Source organism: Fluoribacter gormanii (assembly GCF_900156395.1).
Classification (GTDB): domain Bacteria; phylum Pseudomonadota; class Gammaproteobacteria; order Legionellales; family Legionellaceae; genus Legionella; species Legionella gormanii.
The window spans coordinates 95,469-111,464 of the sequence record NZ_FTNL01000007.1 but is presented as its reverse complement, the minus strand read 5'-3'; the positions used below and the strand labels follow the sequence as shown (position 1 = coordinate 111,464).

Here is a 15,996-nt window from a genome sequence, read left to right as displayed (position 1 = left end):
AAGTATTAACATTAAGCGAAAATTAACAAAAATATTTAGTACTTTGGTCCGAATTGCCTCAAATTAGCTCCATCGTAAAGAGGGAAACAGGCATGAGCGAATTGAGGATAGATATATTTAAAAACATTGGGTTGGCGCTATAAAACGCCTATGGGGTGATGCACGTACAGGATCAAGCCTTGAATTGTTAATTTGCAAAACTATAGTCGTACTTTTTAGACTATTTTACTTAAACTAGAATAATGCAACAAAAATACTTCTCAATTTCTTTTAAACTAAATGACCACTTTTAGTTGTCACCAAAGCCTCATCAGTTTTTATTGTCATTTCTGATTTATATTTTTTTAAGGAAACTTCCGCCCCAATAAAGCCTCAGGCTCTTAAGCCAGGACGGTTATTTTCAATAGTTTTAGGACAACATTCTAAATTTTTTAAAAACAAGGTTTATTAGATTAATTTAAGTGGAAAGGTAAGTCCGAATAAACACTTTTGAAAGGACAATATATAAAAATGATTAATATATCAACATTTTATGGTGGAGGCGGCGGGAATCGAACCCGAGACAATTTATTCTAACTTATTGTTATTACAGGGTTATATTAATTTCCCTGATTTTTTGGGCAGATATTGGGTAGTTTTTCTCTCAATTGCTTCTGTGTTTTTTTGTCAATTTTATTTTTGATTAAATGAGCCTCATTACCAATAATAGTAATGAGGCTTTTTATTACCCAAAGGAAAATTGAGTTCATTATAGTCACTTCCTTTTAAAATCTGATGACATAATTGTTTGCTCTTTCTTCGCTTGGGTCTGTTCATAAACATATTTCTCCAACTTTTAGGACATCCTTTGGGAAAGGCTACCTTCCAATTGAGAGATGGACCAGTATATTTTCGGCATATACGACCGTTTATATCACGATCTTTTGTTTTATTTTTTACAGACATAATCATTCCTAAGTTAGTTAACTTAGAAAATGTCTTTGGCAAAGCTCCATACTTGATTAGTCATTTTGTCACCTTTAAATTTATCTACACCAAACTAGCTGTCTTTATAAGTACTTGTCATGATCAAACCAATATCCTTAAAGTAAACCAGCGATGCCATGGTTTTCTACGATATTCAGTAATTTAAGTATTGCACCATGAGCATGCCGCTTTCCCTGTTCTAACCCACGAATCATTGCAGGACTAACATTAAGATATTTAGCAAATACTGATTGACTTAATTTTTGTTTTTTCCGTAACTGCTGAATCTCTTCTCCAGTAAATTCATGTAAAACAGGTAAATCTTGATCGGTAAGATTTCTTAATGTTTTTTTATCAATAATTTCAGCTTTATAAAGACCTTGTGCAAGATCATTAATTGTATCTTGTATATTAGACATTTATATTTACCTCACAAAGTTCACCTAAATTAATTAGCTTATTTATTTGTTCATCATTAAGTCCGAGCATGATATCGGCTAATTGTTTTAATTTTTTAAGTTCAGAAGTCGTCACATTTCCTTTGTCGTTTTTAGAAAATAAATGTAGCCAATAAATTCCATTATCCTTCTTATAAGCTAATATACTTCTTCCCCCTCCGCTTTTGCCTCGCCCTTCATTTGTTGCAATTCTTAACTTATAAAGCCCAGCCCCCAAAGAGTATTGTAGTTGTTCATCCCTACTTAACTTAAAAAAGTTATCTAACGTTTTGATAAGGGTTTCATCCTTTAAACCAACTTTTTTTGCTTCATTATTAAATTTTTTTATTTTTAAGTGCTTCATAAATGCAAACCAAATTATGCTACCAGGTATTATAGTACAGTGTATTATATATTTCCATGTTTAATTTAAAGGGAGTTTTCTTAAGCCCCCTACCGTTAAGGGCTCGCAAACAGAACACAAAATTGACCTAAATTAGCTGCAAATATAATACATCCAGGGATCCAATTTAATTGCCATCAGCCAAAACCTGGCATAGGTTTTTTGCAACTATAATTTTTTACCTAGACCAGACAGAATTTCTTCCTCCTATTCAGCTCCAATGCAGTGATTTGATGGAGAAATTAGAGCAATGTACATGAATAAGTTTCCTCATCAAGGTATTCAATGAAAATATCTGAAATTTCATTCGCATCTAAAAGACAATTTTTATTTACAATATCGAAAAATTCAGGACTTCCATGGAGCTCCTGAATAATGTCCGTGCAGTCGTAATCTTTCATTAACTTCAGAACCTGAATAATCATATCCTTAACCTTGGTCACTCTAGTACCAAGAATTTTTTTTAACATATTTTCATTGCTGTCTTTCATAACCAGAAAATCAATAAAATCCAGTCCCATTACTTCTTCAAGCAAAGGGATAGAGGAAAATTTGCCGTTACATAGGAGAAAATATAGAAAACTATATCCATGACAATTCTTATGCATGAGGAATCTTGGTGCATCATCTTCCAAGCTCCGTACTAATCGTTTGAAAGATTGGGGACAGTGGATAAGTTTGAATAGAGGGATATCAAAATAGTTAGAACCTTCTGCTAATAATATCCAATAATCTTCTCTCTCTAGGTAGGAAAATGCCTTAAAGAAATGTTGGTTGCCCTTGGGATAACTGATGTAATTTGCTAATACATGGATGAAACTTTCATGCCCTGATTCGAAAAATGGAGTGATTAACAAACTGCGCATTCTTGTTTTACCAAGTACATTATAAAATGTCTCCAGTATAAGACCCAGACGATTAGTTTCTTCACCGATTTGAACATCGGCGTAAGCAACTGGATTGTCTTCATAAAATGGATAGTTTAATAAATGGGAAAATAAATCAACACCATCGCTGTCAGCATAACGACTTATCTCTAACAAGTCATCGCCAAGCAATGTAAATATTTTATCCAGCAATGCCTGATTTCCTTTTAAACAAAGAATATGAAATCCATTTATTCCATAACGCTCCATGTTTTCATCGACAATTCCATTTTCAAAAATTTTTTTTAACAGAACGGGGGGTAGATTTGTAGATTCAGATAACACTTGCAGGTATTCATCGAAAAATCCACCTACATTTTGCTGGGAGCTGACGAATATTCCATGACCAGAGTGCAGCAAGGCTTCAATCCGTGCCAGATTACTTTCCCGAATTGCCGCTATTAATCCAGGCTCCATGGAGCATTGATGATTCGGCTTGCATTTTTCTTCAAAATTGACGTTTAGGGACAGCTGCTGCTTGTAACTTTCCCTGATGGAAGCATGGGTATAAAAAAGAGCAGGAGACCATGAAAATTTTCTTAAAAATAATGCTTGCCAGACAGTATTGTGTGAAGAGAGTCTAGCCCATAAATTGCAGACAAGACTTATGATTAGGTGTTCTCTGATTCCAAGACAAGGATCCGAAAAAATCCCTAAAATAAGGTCATAAGGTAGAATTGCAATTGTTTTATCATAATGTTCCAGCATGTTGTCTCTCTGCAATGACGATTCCTGTGACTTAATGCCAAGATTACAGGCATTTTGAAATTTAACAATCACATATTTTAAAAAGCTTGCATTTTCCATGTTGGAATACAACATAAAGGAGCTCTGATCAAAATATTTATTAAAATGAGTTCATCTTAATTGTCTCTTGTTGAATTTAGCTTCCTAGAAATCATCATTTTGCGAATATTGAAAAGAAAACTAACAATTATATGAATAATCTAATCCCTCTAAAATAAAAATCTGTATATCTGTATAAATGATTAGCAATATACAATTAACTATAGTCGAGCTATTTAAATTTCATTTTTTGGGCATAAATTGGGGACTTTCAAAATATACTATCAGGAGGTGAATAGATGATTAAAAAATCAGATTTCAAATATAATTAGATAGTTACTTATTAATATTTATTAAAAGAAGAAATAACCAGCGGGAACAAGTTAATAAAAAATTCTTTATAAATCAATAAGTTGGTGGAGGCGGCGGGAATCGAACCCGCGTCCGCAAATCCTCTGCCTTCAGCTCTACATGCGTAGCCGTGTCTTTTAATTTAACTGTGCATTCTCCGACGGGCAGGATACTACACAGCGATTCCCTGAATTTCGCATCTTAATACGGGATGGATTAAGACACTAGCTTATCTCTTATGACCGTTGATTCGATACCGATAAGCGGGCTCGGTCGAACGGGATACTGGGTTTATTGGCCAGTACACAGTGATGGTTTAACTAAAGTGCTTATTAGGCAGCGATAGCTTCTCCACCAGCAAAGTTTTCATCGTTTGCATTTATATTTAGTTGAGTCTGATTTACGAGAGTTCTCATTCTCGGCATGCACCTCTGGTTTTGCAACCCACGTCGAAGCCAGGTCGCCCCCTTTGTACACTTTAAGTATAACATAAAATGCGTATAGATTAGCAGTTTTCTTTTGAAAATTCGGGAAGTAATTTCCTGGGTTAGGGCTTTGCCCTCACCCAGGATTGCTTTAGCCTTGAATCCCATTGTGGCGTAACAAGGCATCAACAGTTGCCGGGCGGCCTCGGAACTCTTTATAGGCCTCAGCGGCTTTCTTCGAGCTGCCTGCTTCCAAAATGTGATGCAGGAAATCATGTCCTGTTTGGGGATTTAAAACGCCCTCTTCTTCAAAACGAGAAAAAGCATCACTCGATAAGACCTCTGCCCAACTGTAACTGTAGTACCCTGCAGCATATCCACCTGCAAATATATGACTAAAACTCTGTGGAAAACGATTGTAAGGAACCACAGGAACAACACTTGTTTTAGAGCGTACGTCAGCTAGGATATTCTCAACCAAAGCGTCCTGATTTGGCGTATACTCTTGATGAATACGGAAATCGAATATTGAAAACTCCATTTGTCGTAACATCGCCATTGCTGATTGGAAATTTTTTGCGGCGATCAAACGTTCAAAAAGTGACTCTGGAATCGGTTCGCCGCTGTCCACATGCGCAGTCAAAACATCCAAACCACTTTTCTCCCAACACCAATTTTCAAAAAATTGACTGGGTAACTCCACAGCATCCCATTCTACTCCGTTAATGCCTGAAGCTCCCAGATAATCAACCTGGGTTAAAATGTGATGCAGGCAATGACCAAATTCGTGGAATAAAGTGACTACTTCTTCATGCGATAACATCGCGGGTTTATTGGCAGATGCTTTGGCAAAATTACAGGTCAAGGTTGCAATAGGTAACTGTACCCTACCTTCTTCCAATTTTCTGCGGCTTTGCAACGAATCCATCCATGCACCACTGTGTTTGTTGGGTCTGGCAAATAAATCAGTATACACGTAACCACGAACCGTATTGTGCTCGTCGACCACACAAAAACATTGGACATCCTTATGCCAAATATCAACCCCTTTTACTTCTTCAATGGACATTCCATAAAGTTTTTTAACCAAATCGAATAAACCCTGCATTACCTTGGGTTGCGGAAAATAAGGACGTAGATCTTCTTGTGACAAAGTGAATAAAGCTTGTCTTCGCTTTTCAGACAAATACCCGACGTCCCACGGTTTGACGGGATTAATCTGAAATTCTTCCGCAGCAAATTGCTCCAGTTGCTTGAACTCCGTTGTTGCTTGTGTGTGGATGCGCTTAACCAAATCATTCATAAACTCTCTAACTTGGCTGGTGGATTCTGCCATTTTGGTCGCAATCGACAATTCTGCATAGTTGTTAAAACCTAAAAGCTCCGCTTTTTCATGACGTAACGCTAAAATTTCCTTCATCAACGGGGTATTGTCGTAGGCTCCTGCATTTGGGCCTTGATCTGAGGCTCGGGTAATATAGGCTTGGTACATCTCTTCGCGTAATGCTCGATCTTCGGCATAGGTCATTACTGCTTGATAACAAGGATACTCAAGGGTAAGCACATGTCCTTCAAGGCCTTTTTCGGCCGCGACTTCTTTCGCTGTATTTAAAGCGTGCGCGGGTAATCCTCTCAACCGCGTTGAATCGTTAATGTGCAAAGTAAATGCTTGGGTAGCGTCCAGAATATTATGTTCAAATTGATTGGTTAACTCATCCAGGCGTGTCTGAATTGCTTCAAATCGTTTTTTACGTTCTTTATCCAGGGCAACTCCTGATAATTCAAAATCACGCAAACTGTCGGCGATCAACTTTTGTTGTACCGGATTCAACGAGTGCTTATCAATTGATTTAATGGCCTCATACAGCTCATGATTATGGCCCATTGCAGATTCATATGCTGAAAGAAGCGGCAAGCACGCATCATAGCATTTGCGTAACTCCGGAGAATCCATTACTCCATGTAAATGAGACATTGGCGACCAAAAACGCTCCAGCTCATCTGCCATATCCTCTAGAGGATACATTAAATTATCCCACGTATAATGAGGATTTTCTTTAAGTAAACGATCAACTTCATCTAAATGCTTTTTTAATATGGCATCAAGATGAGCTTGAAAATGATTAACATCTATATGACTAAATTGGGGTAATCCGACTGATGCTGACATGCTTTACCTTTGAAAATAGATACAAGACATAAAGCATAACATTCAATTAATAAAGCCTCTATACTTCAATCAAATCATTCATATACTCTGGTTGAGGGGCAGTGAAAATTGAGGCTTTTCTCTGATTTATCTGGTTACGGCTTACGCCTTTTCACTCAGGCTTTGTTTAGACATAACACAGTGAATTATTGAATGATAAATCATCTTCTTCACCATGCTCTAAATCCAAATCAACCGTTGGCTGTTCCTTTTTGCTAAAGAATCCCAATTTTGCCAAGGCAACTGAACGATCGATTGTATCTTTAGGTCGATATTGGTTAAGCTGTTCTGTTAAGGCAAAGTTAACTAGACAAATCGTAACCAAACACATTGCGGCAATGAACGGAATAATTGGATTCGCTGCAAACATAGGAAGAGCACAACACATTGCCAGAAAAATAAGCGTCGTAGTTGTTACATGGGAGCCAAGTCGAAATCGCTCAAAAGCAATTTGGTTATCTATTGCCTTAATATGCTCCTTTATTTCTCTATACTCTCTCGCATTACTTGGGTTATTTAGCATTGCGGAATAGTGTGTTCGCAATTCATTTAAACGACTCAATTCAATATAAGCCCTCGTCATCGCCATGATGACGTCAAACGCAAAAACAGCGAGCGACACATAAATTGCCCATGGGGCCAATGCACCAGTTAAGATAAAACAATTAACCAATCCTGCTCCAACCCAGGCAATGTCATTACCTAATTCAAACCAACGCCGCTTTATTTGGGCGCTAAGACGCACAGACCAGCCCAAAGAGTATTCCTCATTCTCCATCCACCATCCAGGCAGCGTATGCTTTGTTACTACAAAAAGATTCACTAACAAACGGGGTAACCAAAAAAACCATGATAGATGTGTCAAAATAGGATCCATAAGCTTGCCCATTATTCTGACAAAATGTCGATATGATTCCGAGCTTGTATTAAGAAGAGCCAACAGATCCAATGCCCGTTTGGAGCGAATTAATAACAAACGATATAAATTAATCTCGAGCGTTGTATTACGTATTTGTTGGGTAAACGAAGTGCTGTCTTCTACTTTTTTCTGCCGTTGTGGCGGTGCTCCTATTAATTCTAACAATTCACGATATAAATTTTGTTGCTGACCTAAACGCGTCACTTCTCTTGGTATGATCAAGTAGTGCTCATAAATCTCCTCTAAAAGCTCAGCCATTATCAATGCCGCAAAAAGCTGCTCTTTGAGTTCTTCTTGATCGATTGCCTGCTTGGACAGGAATTTAGCCCTTAGTTGTTGCCCTAAAAGACTATATTCAAGGTTCATAACCAAATGAAGAGGGATAATCTTGCGATAAAAATCAGGACCTAGCTTCTTAAGATCTTTTTTGAATGTCCAGTTCATAGCAATTTGCCCGGACAGAGGGATAGATAATTCAGGGAACGTTTCTTGTAAATGTCGAATTAATGGGGTCATGATGTCCTAAAATGAATTTGGAATTTCGGGATATCAAATAAACAATTCTATATTGATCATTTGCTTATTGTCTATAAATAACTTTGAAAGTAAAAAAATAGGCCTAATTATATATAAAATCACACAAAAAGAAAATTTATGAACTATTTTAACTATTTATTGTTACTATGCATGCGTATTTATCAATAACAATATACATACTCTTTCTTCGCCAAGGAAGCCCCTTTATTAGGCTTATTCGATCTATACTATAGGTAAGTTAATTTGTCGTTTTAGCTTGCTCAAAAAACAAAAGATCAGGGCAAAATTAAGTCTTTTTGCAGAAAAATGATCAAAAATGCACTTATTTTCTTGCTGATTCATGTCTTCTGAGCGACAATATCTCACCTAATTAAGCGTACAAGAGAACCCATGAATCTTTCCAAAGAATTAGCTAATGCCATTCGCATTTTAAGTGTAGACGCAGTAGAACAAGCCAAATCAGGACATCCAGGAATGCCTTTAGGCATGGCTGATATTGCCACCGTGTTATGGAACAAATTTTTAAAACATAATCCGCAAAATCCTCATTGGTTTAATCGCGATCGGTTTGTACTATCTAATGGACATGGTTCCATGTTGCTTTATTCATTATTGCATCTGAGTGGATATAAACTCTCCATCGACGATTTGAAGCATTTTCGTCAATTAAATTCCAAAACTCCCGGACACCCAGAGCTTGGTCATACCCCTGGAGTAGAGACAACTACTGGTCCTCTAGGGCAAGGCTTGGCAAACGCAGTAGGTATGGCTTTAGCAGAGCGCGTTCTGGCAACGCACTTTAACCGTGATGGTTTTAATCTTGTAGATCACTATACATATACCTTTACTGGTGATGGATGTCTCATGGAAGGCATTTCACACGAAGCCTGTTCCCTCGCCGGCACTTTAGAGTTAGGAAAACTGATTGTTTTTTATGATGACAATGGGATTTCAATTGATGGTAACGTTGAGTCTTGGTTTACTGATGATACAGCCCAACGTTTTAAAGCATATCGTTGGCAAGTCATCGAAGCAGTAGATGGCCATGATATGGAGGCGATTGAGCAAGCCATTCTCCAGGCACAAGCCAATACCACCCAACCCACACTGATTATCTGCAAAACAATAATAGGACTTGGCTCTTCCGTAGCAGGCAGTGAAAAAGCCCATGGTTCTGCCTTAGGTGCAAAAGACGTTGCCAATGTGCGCGAATTTTTTAACTGGAAGCATGAGCCTTTTGTTATACCTGATGCAATTTATCAGCAATGGAGTCACAAAGAACAAGGGGAAAAAGAGGAACAGCAATGGCTCGCTCTTTTAAACCAATATCAACAACAATATCCCCAAGAACATTATGAATTTTTGCGCCGCATTAATGGCGATCTCCCTGATGATTGGCAAGACCACAGCAATGCGTTTTTTGATCAATGTCTTAGCAATGACAAAGCAATCGCGACCCGTAAATCGTCACAGCAATGTATTGAACATTTTGCTCGTATACTGCCGGAAATGCTTGGTGGCTCAGCCGATTTAACTGGTTCCAATAATACGGATTGGTCAGGAAGCAAAGCCATCACCGGTGAGGACTATTCGGGTAACTATCTGTGCTATGGGGTGCGGGAATTTGGTATGGCTGCAATCATGAATGGCGTGGCAGTCCATGGAGGATTTATTCCTTACGGTGGCACATTCCTGGTTTTTGCAGATTATGCACGCAATGCAATACGTTTAAGTGCGTTAATGAAACAACGCGTTATTTATGTCTTTACTCATGACTCAATTGGTTTAGGCGAAGACGGCCCAACACATCAACCTGTAGAACATGCATCCATGTTGCGTATGACCCCAGGTATGAGTGTGTGGCGTCCTGCAGATTTAATGGAAACAGCCGTTGCATGGAAGCTCGCTTTGGAGCATCATAATGGGCCAACATCCTTACTGCTTTCAAGACAAAATTTACCTGCATTGCCCCATGGTGCAACCGCGGCAGCGTTAATTAAAAAAGGAGGTTATATCATTATCGATTGTGATGGCACACCTGATGCTATCTTAATTGCAACAGGCTCGGAAGTGCAGTTGGCAATCGCGGCAGCAGAGCAAGTGAAATCACGAGGACTTAAGGTGAGAGTGGTTTCAATGCCTTGTGCAGAACGATTCCTGGAGCAAGACCAAAATTATAAAAATCAGGTATTGCCCGAAAATATTCACACTCGTATAGCAATTGAAGCCGCAAGCTCAGCTTATTGGTATCAATTCGTTGGCTTACAAGGTGCCGTAATTGGCCTGGATAGTTTTGGTGTATCGGCTCCAGCAAATCAGGCATACCAATACTTTGATATTACTGTGGAGCGAATAATTAAGACATTGGATACATTAGTAAACAAAAAATAAATGTAGGGTGGATGAAGTAAAACTTCACTGCCATGAGACGCTTGACTTGAGATAAGAAACTCATTATTAAAATTGGAGAAGTAATATGACAATACGTGTCGCAATTAATGGCTATGGCCGCATTGGCCGTTGTGTCTTAAGAGCAATTTTTGAATCCAAAAAACAAAATGAACTTGAAATCGTTGCAATCAATGATTTATCTGCAATTGAAACTACAGCCCATCTGACCCGTTATGACACAACACATGGCCGTTTCGCATCCGATGTGAGCGTTGAAGGCGACATGTTAGTAATTGATGGCCATGCAATCAAAATCATCGCTGAGCGTAACCCTCTAAACTTGCCTTGGAAAGAGCTAAACATTGATTTGGTTCTAGAGTGCACCGGCTTCTTTACTGAACGAGAAAAAGCAATGCAGCATATTACTGCTGGTGCGAAAAAAGTATTGATTTCCGCTCCAGGAAAAAATGTGGATGCAACCATTGTTTATGGAGTAAACCACCACACGCTCAAAGCTTCCGATCTTATCGTTTCCAATGCTTCTTGCACCACAAATTGCCTGGCACCCGTTGTGAAGCCTTTAAATGATGCTTTAGGCATTGAACACGGTTTATTGAATACAGTGCATGCCTATACTAATGACCAAATGCTTTTGGATGGAAGTCACGAGGATTTGCGCCGCGCTCGTGCTGCAGCTCACTCCATTATTCCAACAAAAACAGGCGCAGCAGCAGCAGTAGGATTAGTATTACCTGAGTTAGCAGGAAAACTTGATGGCTTTGCGATGCGTGTTCCGGTTCTTAACGTTTCCGTTATCGATTTGACCTTTACAGCAAAGCGTGAAACCACGGTAAAAGAAGTCAATGACATCGTACGCCAGGCTAAAAGCCGCATCTTGCAAATCAATGATGATCCTTTAGTATCATGTGATTTTAACCATAATCCTGCATCGTCCATTTTTGATACCACTCAAACCAAGGTATTTGGAAATCTAGTGAAAATCGTAGCCTGGTATGATAATGAGTGGGGTTTTTCTAATCGTATGCTTGATACAGCACAACAAATGATGAGTTGCTAAAACCCCAGCATGGAGATACTGATGAGTCTGATACAAATGAGCGATGTAGACCTGTCTGGGAAACGGGTACTAATTCGTGAAGATCTGAATGTTCCAATCAAAGAGGGAATTATTACCAGTGATCAACGATTGCAAGCAGCATTACCCACATTAAAAGCTGCCTTGGATGCTGGCGCTGCAGTGATGGTTTTATCTCATTTAGGCCGTCCTGAAGAAGGAAAATTTGAACGACGCTTTTCTATGGAACCCATTGCAGAATACTTGCAAAACAATCTGGACTATCCTGTACATTTTGTAAGCGATTACCTCAATGGTGTGGATGTGAAACCAGGAGAGTTAGTCGTTTGCGAAAACGTACGCTTTAATGTCGGTGAAAAGAACAATGAAGAACAGCTGGCCAAAAAACTTGCCAATCTCTGTGATGTCTTTGTTATGGATGCTTTTGGTACAGCGCATCGAGCCCAGGCTTCTACATACGGTGTCGCACAATTTGCACCGATTGCCGTTGCGGGCCCCTTATTAGTTCGTGAACTTAATGCTTTAGAAAAAGCGCTCGCCGCACCAGAAAAACCGATTGTCGCAATTGTTGGTGGCGCCAAAGTTTCAACAAAGCTCAGTTTGTTACGCCAATTAGTCACCCTTGTTGATTATTTAATCCCTGGGGGCGGTATTGCAAATACATTCCTCAAAGCCCAGGGATTTGAAATTGGCGTTTCTCTTTATGAAGAAGCTTTACTGGATGAAGCACGAGAAATTCTCCAAATCGCTGAAGAAAAAGGGTGTCGTATTCCCTTACCAACTGATGTTGTAGTGGGTAAATCGTTTAGCGAACAGTGCCCTGCCTATAATAAGTCCTTACAAAATGTTGCCACTGATGACATGATCCTTGATATTGGTCCCATGACGGTTAGTGAGTATGTAGATATTATTAATGAGGCTAAAACCATCATTTGGAATGGCCCGGTTGGGGTTTTCGAATTTGCACAATTTGCCTATGGAACACGGGCGTTAGCGATTGCTATTGCTGAAAGCGATGCCTTTTCAATTGCTGGTGGTGGTGATACCCTTGCCGCGATTGATCTCTATGATCTGAATCAGCAAATTTCTTATGTTTCCACAGGCGGTGGGGCATTTCTTGAGTGTTTAGAAGGAAAAACCCTGCCAGCTGTTGCCATTTTGCAGGAGCGTGCAAAAGATGTTAAGACAAACTAAAATCGTTGCAACATTAGGACCGGCCAGTAATAATCCGACAACACTTCGCGCCATGTTAACAGCAGGTGTTGACGTGGTACGCATCAATTTTTCTCATGCTGATGCATCGGCATTGCAGCTCATTGCCTTAGTTCGAGAAATTGCTGAAGAATTAAATCGTCCATTGGCAGTAATGGCGGATTTACAAGGGCCTAAAATTCGGATTGGCCGTTTTAAAGATAAATCAATCACGTTGGTTGAAGGCCAAGCCTTCACTTTAGATTGTGATGCCCCAGAATTGTTAGGTGATAATCACGAAGTTTCAGTCGCATACCCCAATCTTTCCCGTGAACTGACTCCAGAAGATCATTTACTGCTTAATGATGGTTTGGTTGAGCTGGAGGTTACGAGTATTTCTGGATCCCAAATTCACTGCACTGTGATTGAAGGCGGTGTCTTGAGTGATCTTAAAGGATTAAACAGAAAAGGAGGTGGGTTAGCCGCCAGAACCATGACGGATAAAGACAAGCGTGATTTACGCACAGCAATTGAAGCTGAAGTAGATTACATCAGTTTGTCTTTCGTAAAAGATGCGGACGACATTCGTCATGCCCGTGAGCTCATGAATGAATTTGGCAAAAAAATTCCTGTAATTGCCAAAATTGAACGAACAGAAGCATTGCAATATTTAACTGAAATTGTTCAAGAAGCTGATGCAATTATGGTTGCCCGCGGCGATTTAGGTGTTGAAATAGGCGCAGCAGAAGTACCTGCAATCCAAAAACACATTATTGGCGAAGCCCGTCGATTAGACAAGGTAGTGATAACAGCTACGCAAATGATGGAATCAATGATTAGCAATCCACAACCTACACGCGCAGAAGTCTCTGACGTGGCCAATGCTATATTAGATGGGACAGATGCTGTGATGTTATCTGCAGAAACAGCGAGTGGCCAATTTCCAGTAAAAGTGTTGACTATGGTTAACAAGATCTGCTTAAGCACCGAAAAACATGCCAGTTTTTATTATGATAGTAATGATGAAACCTGCCATTATCAACGCGCGGATCAGGCGATTGCCATGGCAACAATGCATGCAGCCAATCATTTCCCCATCCAGGCAATTATCACGTTGACCGAGTCAGGGGATACCGCATTATGGATATCCAGACAACAAAGTAAAGTTCCTATTATCGCTGTATCGGCCAATAAGCGAACCATAGGTCGCTTGTGCCTTGCCCATAATGTTTTTCCGGTGTTCATGAATTATCATCAATTTGCCGCTGAAACCTTGAATCAGCAAGTTCTTGAAGAATTAGTAAAATCGGGCCATCTTGAGCCGCAAAACTTTGTTTTATTAACACGTGGTCGCAAGATAGGTACAGCAGGTGGTACAAACAGTATGGAAATTATCCGGGTTTAAACGCCGCTTATAGGATATACGTTCTGGTAAAAGCAAAAGTAGAAGACTCCTTTCTTTTGCGGGTGTAGTTCAATGGTAGAACCTCAGCTTCCCAAGCTGATGGCGTGGGTTCGATTCCCATCACCCGCTCAATTGTAAAAGGTCAGGTGAGGTGAGCAAAGATCAAAGATTTTTACTTTAAAAATACTAAGTTAAGATCTGAATATAAGCCTCAAATTACAGTTATCAGCACTAATGCCTCATTTCACATTTTCATACTTGGGGAAGAAGGATAATTTTTATGCAGATTTTCCTCTTTGGTGGCGAGCTGATGTTCCTTACACTGCAAGCATTTTCCACAACAACACCGGATCGTTCGCGAAACAACCAAAGGCATTGCTCCTCCTGCCCCCATACCTAAACTAGTAGTTAAGAACCAAGGCATGGGAGTGAAACAGGAAACTAAAATGCCACCGATTAAACCCAAAGTACAACAGCATCCTACTGCAGCTTTTTCTTCCTGGGTGATGCATGACTTTTTAAGGGGAACATCCCACGTTTGACTTATGTTATATTTTTTGGCTTTAACAGAGTTTTTAAGCTTTTCAATCGCTGTTTCTTCTTCGCTCCGCTTTTGGCGAACAATTTCAGCCTGCTGGATTCGTAGGTACTCAATAAATTGAGTATGTATTTGTGAATAGGTTCCTTTATATTCTTTATTACATATTTTGACATAAATTTGCGTTGGATAATTAGAAACCAGTTCGTTGAAGGTTGAATTGGTCATAGCTAAATGACTTAACGACTTCACGTCAAGGAAAAACATCACCAGATACATGACTTCATTAGGAACTTGAGAAAAGCTTCCTTTATTTGTAGCAATTTTTTGTTCTTCTCTTTTTTTAAACACAACTCCCCCATTAAAAAAATTAAAAATGGAATGTCGTTTTCAGTTCAGTTGATATTATCCAATAATAATTAATATTCAAATAGTTATTTCATTCTTTTATTTACTTAATATGAATCACGAATAATGAATGCTGATTGTATTATTCGGGGAAGAATTTATTGAACTTGGGTATAACGAAATAGCGTTCGGGGAGGATTTACAGAATAACCCGGGTTTCGCTACGCTGCACCCAGGCTACGTTGTTCAAAGTAAAAAAATGAACTACTCGATGATTTCTTTTTTCTCACTTCGAGATAATCCCAATTTCTCTTTCAAACGAGCCACAGCATCCGGATCATATTGCCTGGTCGTTTTATTTTTTACGACTACAGCTGTTGTCCTAACTGGTTGTGCTGGAGTATTTAAGGTGTTATACGTTGAAGAGCGTACTGGGTAGGTTGGAAAGTGAGCCTCTGTAGGCGTAGAGGATTGACCGGTTATCTGCGATTGAAAAGCTGAACTTTGCTGAGCCGAAGATGTTTGATGTGTCGTCTTTTCTACCTGAGTTTTTCGAGCGTTTCTTACACTTTTTTCAACACGCTTTCTAATTTTGGTTGCTGCATGCTCCGCTTCTTCTTCGGTCACCTCGGCGACGTCATTACCATGTAAGTCAACACGCATTTCTCGTAGTTTCAGGCATGCCAAATAATCAAGTCGACGCGTAAATAAAACTACTGCTTCTCTTAATTTACTTTTGGAAATCCCCGCTGCTTCAGCCTCATCAGCATGCTGCAAGATATCATCCATAATCCCCACTTTTAATGGACGGATTCGTAATGAATTATCAAATGCTGCGGGGAAATGGGCAGCGAGCCACAATAATGCGTCTGTGCGTGCTTTTTTAGACTTAATTTTTTGAGCTTTGTTAATAACGGCAGTGCGTGGGTGCAGCTCCTGTTTTCTCATTAGTGTACCCTTGTTAGATATTGAATGTCATATCCGGAAAATGAAATCATTCGCCTTAAGAATGAGCGCACAATGTACAATGTTTGATGATTGTTTGCAAGCACTCTGAACCATGTTCAG

The 15,996-nt window shown here is 39.3% G+C and carries 12 protein-coding genes, 1 tRNA gene and 1 other RNA gene; 5 read left to right on the top strand and 9 right to left on the bottom strand.

Features of this window, described 5'->3' with window-relative positions:
- Positions 1 to 696: 696 nt before the first annotated feature.
- From BW930_RS06315 to BW930_RS06285, 7 genes are all read right to left on the bottom strand, one after another.
- Positions 697 to 945: a hypothetical protein gene (locus BW930_RS06315; protein ID WP_238587836.1), complete on the bottom strand. Its 249-nt coding sequence runs from the start codon at positions 943 to 945 to the stop codon at positions 697 to 699.
- Between the two features lie 137 nt (positions 946 to 1,082).
- Positions 1,083 to 1,385 (bottom strand): helix-turn-helix domain-containing protein, encoded by a 303-nt coding sequence (locus BW930_RS06310; RefSeq protein WP_058467364.1) that lies wholly within the window; start codon positions 1,383 to 1,385, stop codon positions 1,083 to 1,085.
- Positions 1,378 to 1,767 (bottom strand): type II toxin-antitoxin system RelE/ParE family toxin, encoded by a 390-nt coding sequence (locus BW930_RS06305; RefSeq protein WP_058467363.1) that lies wholly within the window; start codon positions 1,765 to 1,767, stop codon positions 1,378 to 1,380. Before BW930_RS06305 ends, BW930_RS06310 begins: the two co-directional genes overlap by 8 nt.
- 281 nt (positions 1,768 to 2,048) lie before the next feature.
- On the bottom strand, positions 2,049 to 3,554 hold the full coding sequence (locus tag BW930_RS06300; protein WP_058467362.1) for an F-box-like domain-containing protein: 1,506 nt from the start codon (positions 3,552 to 3,554) through the stop codon (positions 2,049 to 2,051).
- A gap of 378 nt (positions 3,555 to 3,932) precedes the next feature.
- Positions 3,933 to 4,337, bottom strand: a transfer-messenger RNA (tmRNA) gene (gene ssrA / locus BW930_RS06295).
- A 108-nt stretch (positions 4,338 to 4,445) separates the two neighbouring features.
- Positions 4,446 to 6,464 (bottom strand): M3 family metallopeptidase, encoded by a 2,019-nt coding sequence (locus BW930_RS06290; RefSeq protein ID WP_058467360.1) that lies wholly within the window; start codon positions 6,462 to 6,464, stop codon positions 4,446 to 4,448.
- Positions 6,465 to 6,630: 166 nt separating this feature from the next.
- The gene (locus tag BW930_RS06285) at positions 6,631 to 7,938 is read right to left on the bottom strand and encodes a hypothetical protein (RefSeq protein WP_058467359.1); all 1,308 of its coding nucleotides are present in this window, start codon (positions 7,936 to 7,938) and stop codon (positions 6,631 to 6,633) included.
- 411 nt (positions 7,939 to 8,349) lie between these two features.
- Between BW930_RS06285 and tkt the strand changes: the two genes are divergently transcribed.
- From tkt to BW930_RS06260, 5 genes are all read left to right on the top strand, one after another.
- Entirely contained in the window at positions 8,350 to 10,350 is a 2,001-nt protein-coding gene (gene tkt / locus BW930_RS06280) for a transketolase (RefSeq protein WP_058467358.1), read from the top strand.
- A gap of 85 nt (positions 10,351 to 10,435) precedes the next feature.
- The gene (gene gap, locus BW930_RS06275) at positions 10,436 to 11,428 is read left to right on the top strand and encodes a type I glyceraldehyde-3-phosphate dehydrogenase (RefSeq protein ID WP_058467357.1); all 993 of its coding nucleotides are present in this window, start codon (positions 10,436 to 10,438) and stop codon (positions 11,426 to 11,428) included.
- A gap of 21 nt (positions 11,429 to 11,449) precedes the next feature.
- Positions 11,450 to 12,640 (top strand): phosphoglycerate kinase, encoded by a 1,191-nt coding sequence (locus BW930_RS06270; protein ID WP_058467356.1) that lies wholly within the window; start codon positions 11,450 to 11,452, stop codon positions 12,638 to 12,640.
- Positions 12,624 to 14,042 (top strand): pyruvate kinase, encoded by a 1,419-nt coding sequence (gene pyk, locus BW930_RS06265; protein WP_058467355.1) that lies wholly within the window; start codon positions 12,624 to 12,626, stop codon positions 14,040 to 14,042. The genes BW930_RS06270 and pyk overlap by 17 nt, the downstream gene beginning before the upstream one ends.
- Before the next feature lie 58 nt (positions 14,043 to 14,100).
- Positions 14,101 to 14,171, top strand: a tRNA-Gly gene (locus tag BW930_RS06260).
- A gap of 115 nt (positions 14,172 to 14,286) precedes the next feature.
- Here the strand turns inward: BW930_RS06260 and BW930_RS06255 are convergent.
- Both BW930_RS06255 and BW930_RS06250 read right to left on the bottom strand, forming a co-directional pair.
- Complete coding sequence (locus BW930_RS06255; protein ID WP_058467354.1) at positions 14,287 to 14,931, bottom strand: F-box protein; 645 nt, start codon at positions 14,929 to 14,931, stop codon at positions 14,287 to 14,289.
- Between the two features lie 261 nt (positions 14,932 to 15,192).
- Complete coding sequence (locus BW930_RS06250; RefSeq protein WP_058467353.1) at positions 15,193 to 15,876, bottom strand: ProQ/FinO family protein; 684 nt, start codon at positions 15,874 to 15,876, stop codon at positions 15,193 to 15,195.
- Between the last annotated feature and the right edge of the window lie 120 nt (positions 15,877 to 15,996).

Excerpts from the sequence above, each read along its gene's own strand:
- pyk (WP_058467355.1), top strand. The coding sequence starts at position 12,624 with ATGTTAAGACAAACTAAAATCGTTGCAACATTAGGACCGGCCAGTAAT.
- BW930_RS06305 (WP_058467363.1), bottom strand. The coding sequence starts at position 1,767 with ATGAAGCACTTAAAAATAAAAAAATTTAATAATGAAGCAAAAAAAGTT.
- BW930_RS06300 (WP_058467362.1), bottom strand. The coding sequence starts at position 3,554 with ATGTTGTATTCCAACATGGAAAATGCAAGCTTTTTAAAATATGTGATT.
- BW930_RS06270 (WP_058467356.1), top strand. The coding sequence starts at position 11,450 with ATGAGTCTGATACAAATGAGCGATGTAGACCTGTCTGGGAAACGGGTA.
- BW930_RS06290 (WP_058467360.1), bottom strand. The coding sequence starts at position 6,464 with ATGTCAGCATCAGTCGGATTACCCCAATTTAGTCATATAGATGTTAAT.
- gap (WP_058467357.1), top strand. The coding sequence starts at position 10,436 with ATGACAATACGTGTCGCAATTAATGGCTATGGCCGCATTGGCCGTTGT.
- BW930_RS06285 (WP_058467359.1), bottom strand. The coding sequence starts at position 7,938 with ATGACCCCATTAATTCGACATTTACAAGAAACGTTCCCTGAATTATCT.
- tkt (WP_058467358.1), top strand. The coding sequence starts at position 8,350 with ATGAATCTTTCCAAAGAATTAGCTAATGCCATTCGCATTTTAAGTGTA.
- BW930_RS06310 (WP_058467364.1), bottom strand. The coding sequence starts at position 1,385 with ATGTCTAATATACAAGATACAATTAATGATCTTGCACAAGGTCTTTAT.
- BW930_RS06315 (WP_238587836.1), bottom strand. The coding sequence starts at position 945 with ATGTCTGTAAAAAATAAAACAAAAGATCGTGATATAAACGGTCGTATA.
- BW930_RS06250 (WP_058467353.1), bottom strand. The coding sequence starts at position 15,876 with ATGAGAAAACAGGAGCTGCACCCACGCACTGCCGTTATTAACAAAGCT.